Source organism: Anaerovorax odorimutans (assembly GCF_024459955.1).
Classification (GTDB): domain Bacteria; phylum Bacillota; class Clostridia; order Peptostreptococcales; family Anaerovoracaceae; genus Hominibacterium; species Hominibacterium odorimutans_A.
Genome location: NZ_JANFXK010000027.1, coordinates 11899 through 32284 on the forward strand (window position 1 = coordinate 11899; position 20386 = coordinate 32284).

20 protein-coding genes are annotated in these 20386 nt (G+C 51.3%); 5 read left to right on the forward strand and 15 right to left on the reverse strand.

Annotated features, from left to right (window positions below):
- Positions 1 to 45 precede the first annotated feature (45 nt).
- Complete coding sequence (locus tag NE619_RS16550) at positions 46 to 1269, forward strand: MerR family transcriptional regulator (protein ID WP_256133579.1); 1224 nt, start codon at positions 46 to 48, stop codon at positions 1267 to 1269.
- A 64-nt stretch (positions 1270 to 1333) separates the two neighbouring features.
- Positions 1334 to 1903, forward strand: a complete 570-nt coding sequence (gene cyaB / locus NE619_RS16555) for a class IV adenylate cyclase (protein WP_256133580.1) — start codon at positions 1334 to 1336, stop codon at positions 1901 to 1903.
- Here the strand turns inward: cyaB and NE619_RS16560 are convergent.
- The 5 genes from NE619_RS16560 to NE619_RS16580 all read right to left on the reverse strand — a co-directional run bounded on the left by NE619_RS16560 (position 1867) and on the right by NE619_RS16580 (position 8307).
- Positions 1867 to 2499 carry an HAD-IB family phosphatase gene (locus tag NE619_RS16560; protein WP_256133581.1) on the reverse strand — a complete coding sequence of 211 codons (633 nt, stop codon included), beginning with the start codon at positions 2497 to 2499 and terminating at the stop codon, positions 1867 to 1869. The genes cyaB and NE619_RS16560 overlap by 37 nt on opposite strands.
- Before the next feature lie 102 nt (positions 2500 to 2601).
- Positions 2602 to 3918 (reverse strand): RuBisCO large subunit C-terminal-like domain-containing protein, encoded by a 1317-nt coding sequence (locus tag NE619_RS16565; RefSeq protein WP_256133582.1) that lies wholly within the window; start codon positions 3916 to 3918, stop codon positions 2602 to 2604.
- 78 nt (positions 3919 to 3996) lie between these two features.
- The gene (locus NE619_RS16570; RefSeq protein ID WP_256133583.1) at positions 3997 to 5442 is read right to left on the reverse strand and encodes an aspartate aminotransferase family protein; all 1446 of its coding nucleotides are present in this window, start codon (positions 5440 to 5442) and stop codon (positions 3997 to 3999) included.
- A 63-nt stretch (positions 5443 to 5505) separates the two neighbouring features.
- Positions 5506 to 6753, reverse strand: coding sequence for an MFS transporter (locus NE619_RS16575; protein ID WP_256133584.1), 1248 nt, complete (start codon positions 6751 to 6753; stop codon positions 5506 to 5508).
- Positions 6754 to 6783: 30 nt separating this feature from the next.
- Positions 6784 to 8307 carry a xylulokinase gene (locus tag NE619_RS16580; protein ID WP_256133585.1) on the reverse strand — a complete coding sequence of 508 codons (1524 nt, stop codon included), beginning with the start codon at positions 8305 to 8307 and terminating at the stop codon, positions 6784 to 6786.
- Between the two features lie 247 nt (positions 8308 to 8554).
- Between NE619_RS16580 and NE619_RS16585 the strand changes: the two genes are divergently transcribed.
- On the forward strand, positions 8555 to 9184 hold the full coding sequence (locus NE619_RS16585; protein WP_256133586.1) for a TetR/AcrR family transcriptional regulator: 630 nt from the start codon (positions 8555 to 8557) through the stop codon (positions 9182 to 9184).
- 647 nt (positions 9185 to 9831) lie between these two features.
- On the opposite strand, the gene NE619_RS16590 is transcribed toward NE619_RS16585, so the two are convergent.
- Both NE619_RS16590 and NE619_RS16595 read right to left on the reverse strand, forming a co-directional pair.
- Positions 9832 to 10149, reverse strand: coding sequence for an AzlD domain-containing protein (locus NE619_RS16590; protein WP_256133587.1), 318 nt, complete (start codon positions 10147 to 10149; stop codon positions 9832 to 9834).
- Positions 10146 to 10853, reverse strand: coding sequence for an AzlC family ABC transporter permease (locus NE619_RS16595; protein ID WP_256133588.1), 708 nt, complete (start codon positions 10851 to 10853; stop codon positions 10146 to 10148). Before NE619_RS16595 ends, NE619_RS16590 begins: the two co-directional genes overlap by 4 nt.
- A 119-nt stretch (positions 10854 to 10972) precedes the next feature.
- Between NE619_RS16595 and NE619_RS16600 the strand changes: the two genes are divergently transcribed.
- Positions 10973 to 11698 carry a nitroreductase family protein gene (locus tag NE619_RS16600; RefSeq protein ID WP_256133589.1) on the forward strand — a complete coding sequence of 242 codons (726 nt, stop codon included), beginning with the start codon at positions 10973 to 10975 and terminating at the stop codon, positions 11696 to 11698.
- 4 nt (positions 11699 to 11702) lie between these two features.
- Positions 11703 to 12617: a DMT family transporter gene (locus tag NE619_RS16605; protein ID WP_256133590.1), complete on the forward strand. Its 915-nt coding sequence runs from the start codon at positions 11703 to 11705 to the stop codon at positions 12615 to 12617.
- Positions 12618 to 12640: 23 nt separating this feature from the next.
- Here the strand turns inward: NE619_RS16605 and NE619_RS16610 are convergent, their stop codons facing one another.
- From NE619_RS16610 to NE619_RS16645, 8 genes are all read right to left on the reverse strand, one after another.
- Entirely contained in the window at positions 12641 to 12814 is a 174-nt protein-coding gene (locus NE619_RS16610; RefSeq protein ID WP_256133591.1) for a hypothetical protein, read from the reverse strand.
- A gap of 53 nt (positions 12815 to 12867) precedes the next feature.
- Positions 12868 to 13215 carry an arsenate reductase family protein gene (locus NE619_RS16615; protein WP_256133592.1) on the reverse strand — a complete coding sequence of 116 codons (348 nt, stop codon included), beginning with the start codon at positions 13213 to 13215 and terminating at the stop codon, positions 12868 to 12870.
- A gap of 176 nt (positions 13216 to 13391) precedes the next feature.
- Positions 13392 to 13898, reverse strand: coding sequence for a hypothetical protein (locus NE619_RS16620; RefSeq protein WP_256133593.1), 507 nt, complete (start codon positions 13896 to 13898; stop codon positions 13392 to 13394).
- 175 nt (positions 13899 to 14073) lie between these two features.
- Positions 14074 to 15738, reverse strand: a complete 1665-nt coding sequence (gene ilvD / locus NE619_RS16625) for a dihydroxy-acid dehydratase (protein WP_330640821.1) — start codon at positions 15736 to 15738, stop codon at positions 14074 to 14076.
- A 351-nt stretch (positions 15739 to 16089) separates the two neighbouring features.
- Positions 16090 to 17085 (reverse strand): ketol-acid reductoisomerase, encoded by a 996-nt coding sequence (gene ilvC, locus NE619_RS16630; RefSeq protein WP_256133594.1) that lies wholly within the window; start codon positions 17083 to 17085, stop codon positions 16090 to 16092.
- Between the two features lie 51 nt (positions 17086 to 17136).
- A complete protein-coding gene (ilvN, locus tag NE619_RS16635) occupies positions 17137 to 17652 on the reverse strand; it encodes an acetolactate synthase small subunit (RefSeq protein ID WP_256133595.1) in 516 nt (171 codons plus the stop codon).
- 13 nt (positions 17653 to 17665) lie between these two features.
- Positions 17666 to 19327: a biosynthetic-type acetolactate synthase large subunit gene (gene ilvB / locus NE619_RS16640; RefSeq protein ID WP_256133596.1), complete on the reverse strand. Its 1662-nt coding sequence runs from the start codon at positions 19325 to 19327 to the stop codon at positions 17666 to 17668.
- Positions 19328 to 19571: 244 nt separating this feature from the next.
- Positions 19572 to 20150 (reverse strand): hypothetical protein, encoded by a 579-nt coding sequence (locus NE619_RS16645; protein ID WP_256133597.1) that lies wholly within the window; start codon positions 20148 to 20150, stop codon positions 19572 to 19574.
- Positions 20151 to 20386: the final 236 nt, after the last annotated feature.

Sequence of the window (20386 nt, forward strand, 5' to 3'; positions counted from 1 at the left end):
ACATATACGGATCAGAAGCGAGAAAAAACATTGGAGGTACGCAGTTTGAGAATAGGTCAGGTTTCGAAAAAATATCACATTTCCGTAGACAACTTATATTACTATATCAACTACGGCCTTTTGGTCCCCCAGCGGCCGGCAGGCCAGTATGTATTTGACGAGCAGACCCTGAGGGATCTGGAGCTTGTCCTGGAGCTGAAAGAAATGAATTTTTCCCTCAAGGATATCCACCGGATTCTTTCCCTTTACCGGATCTCCGGGCTGGCGGTCAGCCAGGATGTGGAGGATCTTCGGAAAATTTATACGGAAAAGCTGCACAGTCTGCGGCAGGAAAAGCTGCGGACTGAAAAAAACATTGAAACGCTGGAAAAAAAGATCGCGGATCTCAGCGCCCTGCTTCCCGATGACCGGCCCGATATCGGCCTGCCGGTCCGTATGCTGGACCACCTCTGCTGCCCCCTATGCGGCGGCAGCTTTTCTCTGGATAACGTCCGCATGGATCTGAAATACATTTTCAGCGGAGATCTCAGGTGCAGCTGCGGGTACACCGCCTCCATCCAGGAGGGAATTCTGCTGACGCCCAATAAAAACAAGGACCTCTACGATACCCCCGACCTGGACCGCAAGCTGTACCGGGATCTGCCGCCCTCCCTCATCAGCCTCTTTCAGCGTTCCTTCAACTGGATGGTGGAAAAGCTAAAACATATGGACCTGTCCGGCAAGGTCGTCCTGGAAACCTATATCAACGCCTGGTTTTTCCTCCACAATCACCAGCAGTATCTGGATCCCAAAGGGCAGTACATCGTAGTAGACAAATACCCGGAAATGCTGCGGATGTACAAAGCTCTGATGGAACAGCAGGGCTACGGCCTGGACATCCTCTTCATCGCAGACAGCAGCACCCGGCTGCCTCTGAAATCCGGCTGCGTAGACCTGAATATCGACTATTTCGCAGTAAACGAGCACAACTTTTACCACGACACGTTCCTCTACGATGAGCTGGCCCCTTACTTCCATCAAGGCACCCAGCTGCTGGGCACCTACTTTTATTTTGACCGCGGAAAAAAATCCATGGAAAACCTGCTGGCCGAATACCCCACATCCTCCCGGGACAATTTCAGCCTCGACTATTTTCTCCGCCACATGGGAGAAACCATGCTCCAGCAGGAGGACTGCGGCTATACCACTAGCTCCGGGGCAAATATCGGATTCAGCTTTCACCATGAAGGAGAAAAAATGTTTCTCCGTTCCTATTTGGCCCGGCGGTGAAAAAGTTTCCTTTAGCTGCCAGGGAAAATATGGACTATAATGAAAAGAAAAAGGAGTTTGGAATATGTTAGAAATCGAATTAAAGGCTTCTCTTGGGGGCATCAGCCCGCAGGCCCTGGAAAGCGCCCTGAAAAAAGCGGGATTCGCACCCGGACAGATAAAAGAAGAGACGGATATTTATTACAACGGCAACGACCGGGACTTCCGCAAAACCGATGAAGCCCTGCGTCTGAGAAGCAGCCGGGTTCTGACCGGAGAGGTTCAGAGCAAAACCTTTATCACCTATAAAGGAAGCAAGGTGGACAGCCGTTCCCAGACCCGCCCGGAGCTGGAAACCTCCGTAGGCGATCTGGATGTTATGAAAAAGCTTTTAGGTAAGCTGGGCTACCGTGAGGTCATGACAGTGCGCAAGCAGAGGGCCTATTACCACAGAGAGAACATCACCGTCTGTCTGGATGAAGTGGAAGGCCTGGGCCGCTTCATCGAGCTGGAGCAGGTTGAAGAAGACGGCACCGCAAAAAAAGAAGCGGTCATCGACCGGCTTCTTGATTTACTGTCTTCCTTTGGCATCCCACAGAGCAACCTTCTGAGGGAGTCCTATTTGGAGCTTTTGATGGCTTCCGCCACATCGTAAAAGTCCTTCCATGGCGTATAGGAGATTCCCTTTTGATCCAGGATCTGGGCCAGCTTGTCTCTGGCGAAGACCACATCAGACTTGGCGGCCATATTGATATCCGTATAGCTGTCGCCGATGCAGAGAGCCGTTTTGTAATCATACTGCTCCATGACCCTGGTCTTGGCCAGGATCTCCGCACCTTCCTCATAATCGGAGCGAAGCTGCATATTGGGGCCGGACAGGTCCAGTTCCACATAGTGCATGCCCAGCAGCCGGTCCCTCAGATGGCCGATTTTTCGTTCGATCATCTGGCGCAGTCCGCCTGAGATTACCACCACTGGAATATTTAATTGATCCGCTGTGTCCAAAAGCTGGGTAAAGCCTTCCCGCATGGGTACCGTATCCAGATATTCAAAAATCTTCGGGAACTGATCCGAAGGGATGGACTCAAACCCTTCCCGGACCACCTGGGCCAGGGTCAGCTCCCCCGACATCATGGCCGCAGCCTTCTCCTCATAAAGCTCCCTTGGCACCAGCCTTTGGAGTACCCCGTCCAGCGTGTCCTCCGAGGTTATGGTACCGTCAAAGTCTATAAATAAAATTTTATCGTACATCGAAGCTCCTTTCCTGTTTTCTCCATTAGTAAAACGGAAACAGGGATTGCCCTGTCTCCGTTATTCTCTTACTATGCGCCGTTTTCTGCCGTTTTATTCCTGTTATTTCATCAGATCGAAGTTCTTCATTACGTCCGGATTGAGCATAGCTGCCATCCGCGCCAGTTCCTCGTGGGTCTTGGCGTATTCGATCAGATCCACGCCTTCCAGTGCCGCGTCGATAGCCTGACGCATGGATTTCGCACCGGCAAAGCTGCCGTCCGGGTGACCGTGGACACCGCCGCCGGCTGCCAGGATTACATCCGTACCTACCGCATCGATAATGTCCTTTACTACCAGCTGAGTCGTGCCGCCGGAGCAGGCGTACATCATCGGTTTAATGTTCCACCACGGCTGGGTAAAGAACTTGAAGGTCCGATAGAACCACTTGTACGGTACCGGGAATTTTCCCCATGGATGTCCATTGATCTGGAAGTCGCCGCCGGCCAGACGAACGATCTTGCCGACCAGAAGCGGTACGGACATTCCGGTCATGGTGGAGCCGCAGTAAGCGCCCGCAAAGTCTACGTGAGCCAGAATCGGAACGTTGATGTTGGGATCCTCCGACAGCATCTGCAATGCTCCGAAGCCTGCCGTGTAAACGTTGAGCATCAGACAGTTGGTTCCGTACTCGATGGCGCGGTAAGCATTATCTTTAATCTTGTCTACCCGGTCTGTGATGTTGACTGCATAGAGGCTGCGTTCGCCGGTTTCTTCATAAACCTGTTTTTCCTTGGCCATGAATTTGGTAACACGTTCTTTCAGCGGGCAGAAGGCTTCATCAGCCGGTACCAGCTCGTCATCCTTGATGATATCCACGCCGCCCTTTGTCGCCTGATAGAAGAGCTCTGCGCCTTCATCCGGCGTCCAGCCGATATTTGGTTTGATCATAGCGTTCAAAAGCGGTCTTTCCGGTACGCCCAGCACGTCTCTCAAGCCCTGTACGCCGAATTTCGGGCCTGCGAACTGTTCGATATATTTTTTCGGGAAAGCACAGTCGATGAATTTTACCATACCGGAGGCGGAAATATTTCCGAACAGCGCGGTCAGAAGCATGGGAATGCTGGTGCCGATATTGGCTGTCGGGAAGGCTACCTGAATAATATAAATTGGAGGTTCGTCGGAATCGTAATCAGCCGCGGCATCCGGTACTTCGTAAATGGAAACCACCTTAGCTCCGAAGTTCCTTTTTTTGTCCACGGAATCAGCGCTTACCTTGATCCAGGTGCCTGTGGTCTGCTCATCGGCAATGGCCGCGGCCAGCTTCTCAATGTTGCTGGTCTTTACCTTTGCCTGATAAGTCGCGATGATGTAGTCTTCGGAAAATGCCACCTCCGGAAAAGCGTTGAGCATGTTTACGTCTTCTAATTTTCTAATCATATTCTCTTTCTTGCGGGGCCCCGGCCCCGCATCTCCTTTCTTAGTTCTCCATAATCCCCTGGTTCACAATAGTCCCGGTTATTTCTCCATGTTCTGGAATACACGATCGAAAGCGTCCAGCGTTTCCTTGATCGTCTCATCATTGTCAGCCATGCTGGTGTAGATACGGCTTCCGGCCAAGGTGATAACGCCGTTGGCTGTCAGGGCTGCGCCGAATTCCTCCAGCGCGTGCTGTCTCTGGCCGATCTTTTTCAGAATATCCGGATCCGCCGCATCCAGGTACATAGCTCCTGTCACCTCGAAGTGGACGATGGAACCGGTATTCCAGGCTACGAAAGGCAGGTCGTACTTGTCGATGAGGGTCTGCAGTCCCTTACAGAGCTTATCGCCGTTTTCTCCTGCGATCTTAGCGGCATCCAGCTTGACAATCTCGTCGATGGCATAGTAGCCGGCCGCACAGGACATCGGATTAGCCGACAGCGTTCCGCCTACATAAGCCTTTGGCTTGCCCGGATTGACGCCGGCTGCCACGCAGCTCATCACTTCTTCGCTGCCGCCTACGCCGCCGGCCATAGGATAGCCGCCGGACACGATCTTGCCAAATACCGTCAGATCCGGTTTAATGTCGAAATATCCCTGCGCGCCGCCAGGGCCTACGCGGAAAGCAGTTACAACTTCGTCGAAGATCAGCAGGGCGCCGAACTCGTCGCACAGCTCCCGTACCTTAGCGTTAAAATCTCTTGCCACCGGTCTGGTCCCGCTTTCCGGTCCCAGCGGCTCCACGATCACAGCCGCCGTGCCGCCGTCTTTCTGGTTGCCTTCCAGCAGCTTTCTCAGGCCGTCGATGTCATTGGGCCACATTTCCTGGGTATTGGCCGAAACTTCCTTCGGTATGCCGTGGGCTTCAAAGCGCTGCGTTCCTGGTATGTGCAGGCTGTAGACCAGCTGGTCGCTCCAGCCGTGGTAAGCGCCGCCCACCTTGATGATCTTGCTCTTGCCGGTAAAGGTTCTGGCGATTCGGATGGCCGTCATATCGGCTTCCGTACCGCTGGCCAGACTGCGGTATTTTTCCACATGGGGCATATTGTCGTGAATGATCTTCGCCAGCTTCATTTCGTATTCATTGAACAATCCCGGACAAGGGCTGCATTCTTTGATTACCTCAATGACCTTTTCCTGTACGGGAAGATAGTTGCTCCCAAGAAGTGTGGGACCTCCCGCCTGCAGGTAGTCCACATAACGGTTGCCGTCCACATCGTACAGATACGGGCCTTCCGCCTTTGCCATGGCCAGAGGGAACGGGTAGTTGAACGCCAGATTGTGCTGAACGCCGCCCGGAATGTACTGCTTTGCTTCGCCGATCATTTTTTTGGAACCGGCGCACTTGGTTTCAAAGTACCCCAGATAGCCTTCCATGGCTTCCGGCTTCACGTGATAGACGCTATCCGCCATCAGGCGTTCCATCTTTTTGTAGATCTCCTTCTCATCCGGCCAGGACGAGATCGCATAACCCTGTTTCTCCATAAATAATCTCCTCTTTTCTCTTTATTCTAACTAGGTCAGTTTGTTTTATCACATTTATTTGCCTCAGTGTTCCTGCCGCTTTTCCAGCTTAACCTCTTTGGCAAAGAACATCAGTACAATATAGAAAATCGTAACCGCTATCATAGTGATCATCAGCATTCTGTGGTTTCCGCCGAAGAGAGCCGCCCCTCCCAGGAAGATGACGCCCGCCACGTTTCCGGCAAACATCAGCAGCCCCTCCGAGGTTCCTTCGGAGGTGGGATAGCAGGACTCTGCCGCGAAAGTCAGTGTCAGCGGCGCGCCTCCTACGATGAAGAATCCGTAAAGTGCCGCAGCTACGGCCAGACCGCCGAAGCCGTTCATGGCCAGGAACAGCGCAAAGCCAATGCATCCGAAAATGTTGACAATAATCATATAAGGCAGCCGTCTGTGCTGTTTGTCTTTATCGGAGATGACCGATATAATCAGACTGCCGATGATTCCTACGCCTAAAATAATTACGCCGATAATTCCCACCTGCGTGGCGTCCACTCCTTCATTGGTCAGATTCCGCAGAATCGGTTCGATCATGGTGAAGAAGGTGTTGAAAACGCCGAACACACAGAAGAACATCAAAAGCGCCAGGATAAAATTCTTTTTCTTCAGCGCAAAGCGTATGCCTTCTTTAAAATCGGAACGACCGGCCTCATCCTCCGGACACGGGGGAGTCGGCGGTTTTTCTTTTACAAAGATGACAAAGAGCGCTGCCGCGATGATGCCCACCACACCGTAGGTCAGAAGCATCTGCCGGATGGTCATGCCGGCTTCCAGCAGGATCGGTGTCAGCAGAAGGCCGACGCACATTCCGAAGTAGCTGCACAGAAGTCCCACGCTGTTGGCCGTGGCCCGTTCCCGTTCAGGGAACCATTTGCCTGCCACCAGTCCCGGCGAGTTGAGCAGGAACGGCTGTGAAATCGCAAAGCCTATGGTCACTGCCAAAACGAGAGTGTAGCTTTCTCCGAAGATCCCCCGGAGCAGGGCGCAGATTCCGGTCAGAACTACGCCGAAGCCCACCGCTTTCTTGAAGCCAAACCGTTCGAACGCTGCCAGTGAGGGGATGGAAACAATAATCATGCCCGCCATAAAGATAATGGACAGAAGGCTGATGGCGCTCTCACCCTTGGCCGCGTCGGTAAACCCGTAATACTTCCACGCATCGGTGGTGATGGAAAAGAACGTGGTCCACATCAGCTGAATAACGCCCGTACACAATCCGTAGATAGCCAGAACGACCCATCGGTATCCGTACACACGGAAATCTTGTTCTTTCATTGGTTATTCACTTCCCTTCGCAGGCCCTTTTTATTCCTGCTTTCCGTTCCAGTCGTGATATAAGTCTTTTACTGCTTCATAAGAAACTTTGAATCTTGCGAATGCTTCTTCATATACCGCATGGTTTTCTTCATTAGGCGTGTAAACCTGCTCTACCTGCGCCCACTGTTTGGCATCGTCGTAGGAATCATACATGCCCAGGCCAATGGCTGCCGCAAAACCGCCGCCAATGGCGCCTGCAATCTGTGTATCCTTTACCACCTCGACCTTTTTATTGAAAATGTCGGCGAACATCTGCATCCATACCCGGCTCTTGGTTCCGCCGCCGAGAATTCTTACGGCCGGCGTCTCCTGTCCCAGGTCGTGCTCCATGCTCTCATAGCACCATCTCAGATTATATGCCACTGCTTCCATAACGGCCCGCAGCATGTGAGCTCTGGTGGTGCTCATGCCGATATTCAGGAATCCGCCTCTGATGAATACGTCCTGAATCGGGCTTCTCTCTCCGCTGAGCCACGGCTGGAAGATAACGCCGTCGCTGCCTGCCGGGATTCCTTCCGCCAGATGATCGGTAAAGGCGAAAATGTTCGGAATCAGCGGGCTGTCTTTTTCAGCGGCAAAGAAATTGTCGATAAACCAGTTAAAGGTAGCGCAGCAGGTTTCCGTGGAGTATACCCACAGCTGCATATCCGGATCCGCCGACATGATGCAGCCGCCTCCGTTGGTCAGCTCCGCCACGTGGTTGGTTCCCACTGCGGCCCAGCCGGAAGTTCCCAGATATACGTGGGCCTCTTCATGACCTGCGTTGCCTGATCCAATGGTACTGGCCTGCATATCGTCCATTCCTCCAAATACGGCTGTATCTGTGGTAAGCCCCAGTTCCTTGGCTGCTGTTTCCGTCAGGTTTCCTACTTTTTCATAGGACTTGACAAGCGGCGGGAACTGCTCCGGATCAAAACCGGAAATAGCGATCAGGTCGCCGATGATGTTTCCCGATTCCCTGTCGTAGCCCAAAAACGACGCGGTTGCAATGTCGAAAACCATTCTGCCGGTAGCCCGATATGTAAGGTATCCGTTGCAGTCGAGGAAACATTTCATTTTCGCGAACAGCTCCGGCTCGTTCTTGGCGATCCACCGCACCTTGGGCAGGGTATCCACGCCGCTGAACAGGGTTCCCATCAGAGACATGCAAACTTCCGGTCCTCCAATGGCCTCTACAATCTCAGCCGCTTCCTCGTCGGCTCTGCTGTCCATCCAGCTGATGCCGGGCCGCAGTATGGTTCCGTCCTCTCCCATGGCAATTACGTTGCAGGCCTGGGTAGCGAATACCAGCCCCTTCACATCCTCAGGCGGCACATCGCAGCCGGACATAATCTCCCGGGTAACCTGGGTCACCGCCTGCCACCAGTCCGCCGGATCGAATTCGACCATCCCTCCCGGCATAAAGCTCATTTCATACGAGGCCTGCGCACTTTCACGCACCTGACCTTCCTTGTTTACTAAGATCGCCTTTAACGAACTTGTTCCTACATCGAATGATAAGATATAATCCATAAGATCTCCTCCTTCGGCTGGATGCAGCCATCAACAACAGTGTGTTCGGTCAGCGCCTTTGGATGTCTTTTCGCGCGTGAAGTGCGCAAACGTTATTTAAATTTTCAGTCTAATTGTACTACGGTACAACTTTTACGTCAAGTGTAAAATTATACGTTGTCTCGTTTTTTGTTTTGGTGTAGAATAAGGGCAGGAACATTTAATGCATGAAGCGTTCAGGGTCCCTTGTGAGAAAGGAGTGAATCCCATGGAACGACAATTGTCCCGCAGAGAATTGAACAAAAAAAAATGCCGTGCGCGCATCCTCCGGGCTTCCCGAAGGCTGTTCAGCAGCAAAGGGTACGAAAGCACCACCATTGAGGATGTGGCCGACAGAGCGGAAGTGTCAAAAGCCACGCTTTACAATTATTTTCCCAATAAGGAAAGTCTTTTGATCGGAATTGCCGAGGAAGAGCTGGAGCAGGTTGGCGATTTAATTTCAAAGGATTTGAAGGACGAAAAAAATGCGGTGGAAAAGATACGCCAGGCCCTGGAGCTTTTGATCGTGGACTCCATCCGCTATATCAGTCTCGCCAGAAAAATCACCTATCTCAACTCCTGCGAGGAAAGTCCCCTGTACGCGACCCGCATGGATATGATCCGCCTCTTTGAGGAGCTGGTCATGGAGGGGCAGGCGCAGGGAACGCTGCGAAAGGATATCAAAACTTCGGATATCGTGGATATTATTATGGGCATCTACCTGATGTCTCAGTTTGAGTGGTCCCATATCGATCAGTACACGCCCGAATTCTGCCGCGAAAAGCTCAATCGGATTCTGAGCGAGGTCTTGGAATCGCGCATCGCCGGCGATGCGGAAATTGCTGAGGAAAGGGAGTAAGAGGTCAGCCGCCGTCTTTTTTGTGAAGATACGCGGCTGATTTTTTTGACAGATTTTTCAGAGGTTGGGCCGCTTTCCGCGGCCCGGGCGCAAGAAGGACGGATCATAGCTTGGCCGAGCAAGTTCGAGCGCGGCCCGGGTGCAAGAAACGTGGAGCATGGCCCGGGCGCAGCAGAAAACCAGAAAGCGGCTGCGGGTTTGCGACCAAATTCCGGTTTTCCTGATAAATTCCGCGACCATTGGCCTAAAAAAAGCGCCTTGGTCGCAAGGTCGTAGCTTGCGGCCAAGGCGGTCCTCATTGATGGATGGGGAATCGACGCTTTTTCGAGCAATGGATGCGGAAGTCGAGGCTTTTTCAGCCGATATGCGAATTTTCTCAACAACGGATCCATTTTAGCCTTGTTGTTGAGGTATTTTCAAGGATTGCGGCCTCTGTTCCTGTGAAAAACGGCATTTTGATCGGGATTCCGCACCCGCATGCTCTGTTACCCTTGAAAAAGTTCAACACGAATCTGATTTTTCGCTGCGTGTTGATGAAAATCGCAATTTGCCTTTTGGGGCGGTTTTCAGCAGGTTCATAGCCTGCCGCAAAGCCACAACTTTACGTAGTCCTCCATCCCCTTCATCATCGCTGCAACACCAAACTATCAAAACAACGCAAAGAACTCCATCCCCTGCTCAACAATGAACACCGTCACGCAGGCTCCCACAGCTACCGGCAGCAGCCCCTTTTCCCGGAAAGCCATGAATACCGCTACGGCCAGACCCGCTATGGCTGCGGCCATCTGGGTCGTGGAAAACAGGATGGCCGGAAACGTCATGGAAGCCAGCGCTGCATAGGGCACATAATACAGAAACGATTTTATAAAGGTATTTTTAATTTCACGGTCTACAAGCACCAGCGGAATCATCCGAATCAGATAAGTCACCACTGCCATCACCAGCACATATATGTAAAAATTCATGAATACAGTTCCTCCTCTTTTACAGGATGAACCACGGCCCCCACGGCTGAAGCGATGACGGTGCAGATGATAATCGCGAATCCCGGCGATACCTGATTCAGAACCGGAACCCAGTGAAGCAGAGAGCTTAATATAACTGCGATCAAAATAACCGCGGTAATGGACTTTTCTCTTTTGGCCGGCGGAATTATAATTGCCAGAAACATGCCGTAGATCGCAATGCCCAGTGCGCTGCTGACTGCTTCCGGCAGGGCCGAACTGGCAACGGCCCCGAAAAAAGTTCCCGATGTCCAGGATGCGATGCATACCGACATGATCCCATATATGTAATATTTTCCGACTTTTCCTTCCTGGGTGCTGACTAAAGCAAAAGCCTCATCGGTTATACTGAAGGCGATGATACACCTCTCCACTCTCGTTATGGAAGCATCCAGTTTTTGTGATAAGGACAGCGACATGAGCGCGTATCTGAGATTGATAACCAGCTGCGTCAGGGCCATTTCAAAATATGGGGCCGCTGCTGCGATCACAGTAAGGCCGGCGAACTGGCCTGCCGATGTCAAGTTCGTAAACGAAATCAGGGTAGCGCCTCCCGCTGTGGCACCGCTGGAAATGGCCGCCATCCCAAAAGTAAACCCTACTGCCAGATAGCCTGCGCAAATAGGGATCGCATCTTTCATTCCTTTTGCAATTTCACTTCTCATACTTACTCCTAAAATTTTACTCATACGATGCTATTTTATCACAAAAATGAACGCTTCCCAAGGTTGAATTTCGGACAAAACTATGATATCGTTTCTTCACAGACATTGGGAGGTAGAAAATGAATATTACGCAAGCAATTGAGATCAGAAAATCCCGCCGCTCTTATACGGGCACGCCTATCGAGGCATCAAAGATATCACTGTTAAAAAGCCGCATTGACGAATACAACCAGAAATCCGGTCTTACCGTCCGCTTTATGGAAAACGGCGGCGCGGCCTTTGCCGGCATCCGCAAAAGCTATGGACTGTTCAAAGGCGTCCGTTCCCTTTTCATCATGAAGGGACCTGCCGATGATCCTGACCTGAAGGAAAAGATCGGCTATTATGGAGAACTGCTGGTGCTGGAAGCCACCGCTCTGGGACTGGGAACCTGCTGGGTCGGAGGAACGTTTGACTCTTCCGGAATCCGCAAAGCGCCCGGCGAAGAGCTGGTCTGCGTTATCACGGTGGGAAACGTACCCCAGGATGAAACCCTTCGGGAACGGATGCTCTATAAAGCAATCCATCGAAAGACAAAATCAATCGGCGAAATGTCCGAAGTGATCGGCGAGCCGCCGCTCTGGCTGAAGAAGGGAATGAAGGCCGTGCAAAAAGCACCCTCTACCCGCAATACGCAAAAGGTGCTTTTCCTCTATAAAGCCGGTATTCTCAGAGCTTCCGTGCCGGATACCTATCGGTTCGATTACGTAGATCTGGGGATTGCCAAGCTTCACTTCGAGCTGGCCGCCGGAGGAAAGTTTGACTTGGGAAACAGCGCCAGATATTACCCTGCGGAAGGAGAGTGATCCCATGAAAAAACACAGCGAGCACAGACCCTTCTTTTACGGAGGGCTTATTTTGCTGCAGTGCTTCATCTGGGGAGTCGGCAATCCGATTACGAAAATCAGCGTGGAAACCATTCCGCCCTTCTATTGCATGGGAATTCGCTTTACGCTGGCCTTTGCTCTGTTCATGCTGGTCTTCGGCCACAAAATCATCCCGCAGTTTAAAAAGGCCTATATCCCCGATTGCGTCGTGATCGGACTGTTCACCGCCGCATCCTTTATTTTTTCCACGTTCGCCCTGCATCTGACCGATGCTACCATCGTCGGATTCCTGCTGGCCTTTTCCGTGGTCTTCACGCCGATACTTTCGTTTTTTATACTGAAGCAAAAAATCAGCGGAAAATTTGCGCTGATTATACTTCTCGTTGTGGTCGGCCTCTACTTTCTCTGTGCCAACGGAGGCAGCTTCACCTTCGGCATCGGCGAACTCATGGCGCTGCTCAGTGCTTTGGCAGGAGCCGGCATGCTGATCTATAGCTCCAAGCATGTAAGCGATATCGGTCCCCTGGCCCTGTCAGCATCCCAGTGCGCAGTCACTGCGGCCGTCTCTTTCTTCTTTGCGGTTATCTTTGAGGATGTCCGCGATCTGAGCCAGGCTGCGCCTGAAGGCTGGGCCGCTGTCATTTATCTCGCCGTGGGCTGCACCTGCGTCGCCTATATTCTGCAGAACATCGCCCTGAGGAAGGTCTCAGCCACTTTTGTTTCTCTGGCATTCTGTACGGAACCGGTCTTTACGGCAATCGCTGCCTTTTTTATTCTGGGCGAACGCCTGTCTCCTTTCGGCCTCGCAGGTGCACTCCTCATCGCTGTTGGCATTGCTATGGCGTCTCTTCTCCCATCATCGGAAAACGATATAGCAAAGAAAAAAGACGAGCAATAAAGCCCGTCCCTGTCCTTTCCTGCTTAGTCGTCACCCTTCAACCGTTTCGCTGCCCAAAGGCTCAGCGCCGCGATTCCGGCAAGCAAGCCGGTCGTGACTGCCAGGCCGCCTAACAGCCCCTTTGTCTTTGGATCCCGATCCCTTGTGATATCTTCCTTTGGCGTTCCGTTCTTCTTCGCTGCAAATCCACATTTCATAGCAGGTTCCTCCTTTTGATCCATTGGTTCCTTGTATTATAACGTTCTCAGCTTTAAAGCTTTTCAGCCCATTCCGCTTCTTTGAATCCCGTCAGAACAACTCCGTCCTTAATGACCAGAGGCCGTTTCACCAACATTCCGTCCGTAGCCAGAAGCTCCAGCTGCTCGTCCTCAGACATCTCCGGCAGCCTGTCTTTCAGTTTCAATTCCTTGTATTTGAGGCCGCTGGTGTTAAAAAACCTTTTTAAAGGAAGCCCGCTCTTTTCATAGGCCTCTTTCAGCACCTCCCTGGACGGGTTGTCTTCTTTTATATCGATCAACTCATACTCCTTGCCCTGCTCATCCAGCCATTTAAGCGCCTTCTTGCAGGTGGTGCACTTTGGATAGCAATACACTTTCATCTCTTTTGTTCCTCCCTTTTCTTTTCATCATAAACCAGTTACCCGGTTATTGCAACTCTAATCCTTCCCGGAGGTCTACTCTCCCGGTCTTACGTCCGAATATATTATATGCCGGAAAACGAATTTCTTTACAAAAAAACTGGTATCTCTACGACACCAGTTTCTCATTATGCTGATTATTCTTTCGTATCTTCTTCCTCAGGCATATGCTTGGCCTTTTGGATCACTTCTTCAAGCGCCGCAGCCAGTTCATCTCCTGATCGCTCAATAAGTACAGCCATCTCTTGCTCTGACTGTTCTTCCATTTCCCGTATGTTTATCTGCATCTGCGCTTTCATTTCTTCCAGCTCTGATTCCAATCCTTTGGCCAGAGAGACCGCATCCGCGTCATCCCCTGCTTCGGGGACCGGCTCTTCCGTACCGTCTATATCAGCCATCTCGGCCTGAAGCTCTTTTTTCAGTTCCTCGGTCTGCGCCTTAAGCGCCTTTCTGAATTCGCAAAGCTCGGCTTTCATGACCGCCCGCAGGCTGTCCTTTTCCGTCTCCAGCTCCAGCTCCATATCGGAGAGCTGTGTACGAATCTCCCCTTTCAGACCATCGGCTTCATTTTTTATGTCTGTATTGACTGCGCGTATTTTGTCATACGCCTCCGCCAATCTCAAGCCCATTTCATCGATGTCCATGTTACCTTCCTTCTCCCCATGTCGCTTCTATATGGTACCATATCCCCGTCTATTTCTCAAGTAACTTTCAAATATTTTCCATAGTAAAAGTAGACAGCGCAAAACCTGCGCTGTCTAAAAATCATTTATCTAAATGCTCCGTGTATTCTGGTCTGAAAAAAACTTCTTGCAGGCTCTACTCCATTACCGCTCCCCGGTCAGCCGATGTGACATTTCGCTGATATCTGGCCAGCCACCCTGATTTGGCTCCAAAATCAGGCGCCGTATAGGCGGCTTTTCTTTTCTCAAATTCTTCATCGCTGATCTTAGCGTTGATCTTTGATGCCGGAATGTCGATCTCGATGATGTCGCCTTCCTGCAGGTAAGCGATATTCCCGCCGGCAGCTGCCTCAGGGGCGACGTGGCCGATGGATGCGCCTCTGCTGGCCCCGCTGAATCTTCCGTCAGTAATCAGGGCCACGGTCTTATCCAGCTTCATGCCGGCCAGAGCGCTGGTTGGGTTGAGCATTTCCCGCATTCCCGGTCCGCCCTTCGGTCCTTCATAACGAATTACAACCACATCTCCGTCTACAATTTTGCCGCCGTAGATCGCGTCGATGGCTTCTTCTTCACTGTTGAACACTCTGGCAGGTCCGGAGTGGGTCAGCATTTCCGGAGCAACGGCACTTCTCTTAACTACGCATCCGTTCTGCGCAATGTTTCCCCAAAGTATGGCAATACCGCCTGTTTCACTGTAAGGCTCGCTTACCGGACGGATAATATCATAATCCTTTACCGCCGCACCTTCCATGTTTTCGCCCACCGTTTTCCCGGAAGCTGTAATCAGGCTCTTATCGATCAGCCCTTTCTTATCCAGTTCGCTGAACACAGCCATCAGTCCGCCGGCTCTGTTCAGATCGTGCATATGGGTGCCTCCCGCCGGGGCCAGATGGCACAGGTTGGGCACCTTGCCGCTGAATTCGTTGAAAATATTCAGATTAAGTTCTATGCCCGCTTCATTGGCAATCGCCAGCAGATGAAGCACGCTGTTGGATGAACAGCCCAAAGCCATATCGCAGGCCAGGGCGTTTTTGATGGATTTTTCATTGATGATATCCCTGGCAGTAATATCCTTTTCCACCAGTCCCATGATCGCCATGCCCGCACGTTTTGCCAGGCGTATACGTCCGCTTTCCACTGCCGGTATCGTCCCATTGCCCGGAAGCGCAATACCAATCGCTTCACACAGGCAGTTCATGCTGTTGGCGGTATACATACCGGAACAGGAACCGCATCCCGGACAGGTGTTCTGTTCAAACTCCAAAAGCTGTTCATCGTCGATCAGGTCCGCTTTTCTGGCGCCTACGGCCTCAAACATCTTGGAGAGGCTGGTTTCTTCGCCGTTTACCAGGCCGGACATCATCGGGCCGCCGGAACATACCACAGCCGGAATATCCATTCTCACGGCAGCCATGACCATTCCCGGCACGATCTTATCGCAGTTGGGAACCAGCACCACACCGTCCAGCGCATGGCCCATAACCATGGTCTCCACGCTGTCCGCGATCAGTTCACGGCTGGCCAGACTGTATTTCATACCGATATGGCCCATGGCGATCCCGTCGCAGACACCGATGGACGGGATCTCGATTGGGGTTCCGCCCGCCATCCGCACACCGGCCTTTACCGCATCCGCCACCTTGTCCAGATGCATGTGCCCCGGCACAATCTCACTCTTGGCTGATATCACACCGATCAGCGGCCGATCCAGCTCCTCTTTTGTATATCCCATCGCATAGAACAGACTCCTCATAGGAGCTTTTTCCACGCCCTGAGTAACTTTCGCACTTCTCAGCGTCATAAATTTCTTCCTTTCTACACCAATGGGACAGATACCTTCCCGCATCCGCCCCATTTGACAATCAATACTTTATTTCATTACCTTTGCGGCCTACAGCTTGCTGCTTCCCGGCCCCTCCAGAAGGCAGGGCACTTCCGCAGTCCCTGCGTATCGCGCAAGCAATACAGCGCAGGCCGAGGACATTGCCGGAGCAAAACAACTTTATCTTTCAAACCGCCACTGCCCTTCCCCAACTAAGTTATTATTTTCTCGCCAAGGAAAAAGTTCTTGCGCAAGCAAACTCCGCAGGCCCTATGTATCGCGCAAGCAATATAGCGCAGACCGAGGACATTGCCGGAGCAAAACTTTTTCCTATTTCTTAAGCCAGCTCATCATCTTTCTCAGCTCAGCGCCAACCTTGCACAGCAGATGCTCGGATTCCTTCTTTCTGGTTGCCAGGAATCTTGCTTTTCCGCCAGCGTTGAATTCCTGAATGAATTCGCTTGCGAAGGTTCCGTCCTGAATTTCGGAAAGAACTTTTTTCATTTCTTTTCGAGTATCTTCTGTGATCAGTCTGGTTCCAGTTCTGTAGTCACCGTATTCAGCTGTATTGGAGATGGAATATCTCATCTTGTCGAATCCGCCTTCGTTAATCAGGTCAACGATCAGCTTCATTTCGTGGATACATTCAAAATACGCCATTTCCGGTTCATATCCGGCTTCTACCAGTGTGTCAAATCCGGCCTTCATCAGCTCGGTTACGCCGCCGCAGAGAACAGCCTGTTCACCAAAGAGGTCGGTTTCTGTCTCTTCTTTGAATGAAGTTTCCAGGATTCCTGCACGTCCTGCGCCAATACCGGAAGCATATGCCAGAGCATAGTCCTTGGCTTTGCCGGACGCATCCTGATAAACTGCGATCAGGCTGGGAACGCCTTTACCTTCCACATACTGAGATCTTACTGTATGACCAGGTCCCTTCGGAGCGATCATGATTACGTCCAGGTCTGCCGCAGGAGCGATCTGATTGAAGTGGATGTTAAAGCCGTGGGCAAATGCCAGAATGTTGCCTTCCTTCATGTGCTGCTGCACCTGATTCTTATAGATATCCGCAGCCAGTTCGTCCGGTACCAGCATCATAACCAGATCTCCGGCCTCAGCCGCTTCTTCGATTCCCACTACCTTTAATCCGGCAGCTTCTGCTTTTGCAACGTGAGCGGAGCCCGGTCTCAGACCAACTACTACATTAACGCCGCTTTCATTCAGATTCATGGCATGGGCATGGCCCTGGCTTCCGAACCCGATGATCGCTACGGTTTTTCCGTCTAATAATCCTAAATTGCAATCCTGGTCATAGTACTTTTTAATCATTTTAAAATCTCCTTTACATGATTTATTGAAATTAATTTTTGTTGTCAGACTTTATTTTTTCTCGATGTTATATTCCTGAATGCCTCTTTCGATACCTGTGATACCGGTCCTGCAGACCTCGGCGATATCGTAGCAGTTCATCATATCCATAAATCCATCCAGTTTATCCGGTGCTCCGGTGAGTTCCACGATCATGCTGTCCTTGGACAGGTCGATAATCTTACCTCTGTAGATTTCAATAATCTCCCGAATCGCGGTACGGTCGTTCTTGTCGCATTTAATCTTTACCAGCAGCAGCTCCCTGTAAAGACTGTTTGCCGCATCCAGTGTGAAAATATCCCGCACTACTTCCAGCTTCTCCGTCTGCGTCAGGATCTGATGCAGAGCCTGCTCGGTTCCCGTGAACACGATCGTGATTCTGGAAATTTCCGGATTATTGGTCGCGGAAACGGTCAGGGAATCGATGTTAAAGCCCCTTCTTCCGAAAAGGCTGACCACTCTGCTCAGAACGTTGGACTGGTTATCGACCAATATGCTGATTACTTCTCTTTTCTGTGTCTTATCCATTGCCTTCTCCTTCCTATCCGATGATCATATCTTCAACTGTACCGCCGCCCGGAATCATTGGCAGTACCCGTTCTTCTCTCGCAATGGCGCAGTCGATCCAAACCGGTCCCTTTTCCTTGAGCGCCTTCTTGAATACGTCCTCAAACTCTGTAGGCGTTGACGCGGAAAATCCCTTTGCTCCGAAAGCTTCGGCAAGTTTCGGGAAGTCGGTCTTTCTTTCCGGCGTTGTCGCGGAATAACGGCGTCCGTAGAAGCTGGTCTGCCACTGGTAAACCATGCCCAGAACCCGGTTGTTCATAATGATCGTTATAATAGGAAGCTCTTCGCTGACAGCTGTGCAGGCTTCGTTGAGATTCATGTGGAAGGAACCGTCTCCGGTAAAGTGGATGACCCTCTTTTCCGGGCAGCCCACCTGCGCCCCAATGGCCGCTCCGTAGCCAAATCCCATGGTGCCCAGCCCGCCGCTGGTAATGAAGTCTTTTGTTTTATCGTGTTTCAAATATTGGGCGGCCCACATCTGATGCTGGCCTACGTCGGTAACGTAGATCGTCTCTTTATCAGTGAGATCACATACGGCCGTTACCACCTCGCTGGGGTGAAGCTCCGCGTCCTGGCACTTCACATCGCCGGTCTTTTTCTTCCACTCTGTGGACTGCGCCACCCATTCTGCGTGATCCCTCTTTTCGATCATCGGCAGCAGCTTTTCAAGGAAGTCCTTTACATCGCTGATAACGCTTTTATCTACGATAACATTTTTATTGATTTCGCTCTTATCAATATCCACCTGGACTTTTTTCGCGCGCTTTGCGAATTTCTGCGGGTTAAGCGCTACACGGTCGCTGAACCGGCATCCCAAAGCGATCAGAAGGTCGGCTCTGTCCACCGCCCGGTTGGCAGCAATGCTGCCGTGCATTCCGATCAGGCCCAGATTCCGCTTGTTTTCGTATCCCAGAATTCCTGCGGCCATCAGAGTATATGTAGCCGGGATATCCGCTTTTTCCAGCAGCTCGTTGAGTTCGTCGCCGGCATCGGAAGCCGCTACGCCTCCGCCGAAGTAAATGACAGGGCGCTCCGCCTGGTTAATCATCTCAGCGATCTCCGCCACTTCATCGTCGTCCGCCAGCGGGTGGGACTGGAGAGGCAGCGGTTTGCCCTTTTTATAGTCGATCGTGTCGGCAGTAACGTCTTTTGTAATATCAATCAGTACCGGTCCTTTTCTTCCGCTATTGGCAATTCGGAAGGATTCCCGTATGGCATGCTCCAGGTCTTCGATTCTATTTACAAAGAAGCTGTGCTTTGTGATCGGCAAGGTCACACCTGTGATGCAGATTTCCTGGAAAGCGTCACGTCCGATCAGGCTGTCGGGCACATTGGCCGTAATGGCAATCATCGGAATGCTGTCCATGAAAGCAGTTGCGATGCCTGTGACCAGATTGGTTGCTCCCGGTCCGCTGGTGGCAAAGACAACGCCTGTTTTCCCAGTAGCTCTGTAATAGCCGTCCGCCGCATGGGCAGCACCCTGCTCATGGGCCGTAAGGACGTGCTTGATTTTGTCTCTGTACTCATACAGCACATCGTATAGATTGAGGGCCGTTCCGCCCGGGTATCCGAATACCGTATCCACACCATGCTCTAACAAAATTTCCGCTACTAACTGTGATCCTGTTAATTTCATTTCGCATTCTTCCTTTTCTTTCAAAATTTTCTTGTTTGTCCTTATATATACACTATTTTTCAGCCTAGCACAACCTATTATAAAGGATTTTTTAAGAAAGTCAATGCGTTTTTGTGTTAAAAAACAACGTTTTTATATTTTTATAGTTAAAATTCACAATTTCTTGTTTTTAAAGCTGTACATCGCCCTTTCAAGCTCCTCCCATTTTATCTGCACGATCCACCCCGGATTCTTTTTTCAGGCTCTATTCAATGGCCATAACTACAGAAATTCCTGCCATGACCAGCGCCGCCAGCAACAGCGGCATCATGCCATCCCAATAGGCCATACGGCTGTCCAGTCGGTAGTAGAGTACATAGCAGACCAGGCAAAGCAGCAGCGCCGCCGTAACAACCACAGCAAAGGCCAGCGCCGTCCCCCGGGAAAAGCCATGCATACCGTAAAGGGCATTGATTTCCGACAGAGCCAGCACGGCCCAGCCTATGATTAACAGCAGCTCCGATGTCACTGGCCGGTTGAAAAACAGACGGGTAATCACCAGCAGTATAATGTAGGCTGCGATACCGCCCCATATAAGCCATTTGCCGGGGAAAAGCTCCCGCATCGCAGGTGCCGCGGTCACACCCTGCACGATCAGCGCGACAGCAATGAACCCTGCCAAAGCAGCCGGAATCAAAAGCCATCCGCTTTTCATCCCCTTGATCGCGTCTTCCGGCCTGAAAGCCAGCAGCCACCACGCCAGGTAAAACCCGCAGCAGACAATCAGAAGAATATTGCCCCAGAATAAGTCCTTCATTGAAAGGTCAAAATTGATAATCCTCAAGCGATCACCTTCTTTCATGAGGTTATACTACATTTTTACAGCTATTTGCCTGCACCGTCAACCTTTTTAAGCAATTTGCATATTTTGTTCAACAACCGCTCCGTTTCAGCTTTATTGTTGAGGCTTTTTCAAGGTTTGCGGCCGCTGCTCCTGTTCAAAGTCGCATATAGATCGAGTTTCCATGCTCCCATGCCCTGCTATCCTTGAAAAAAGATCAACAAGAACTCGTTTTTTCG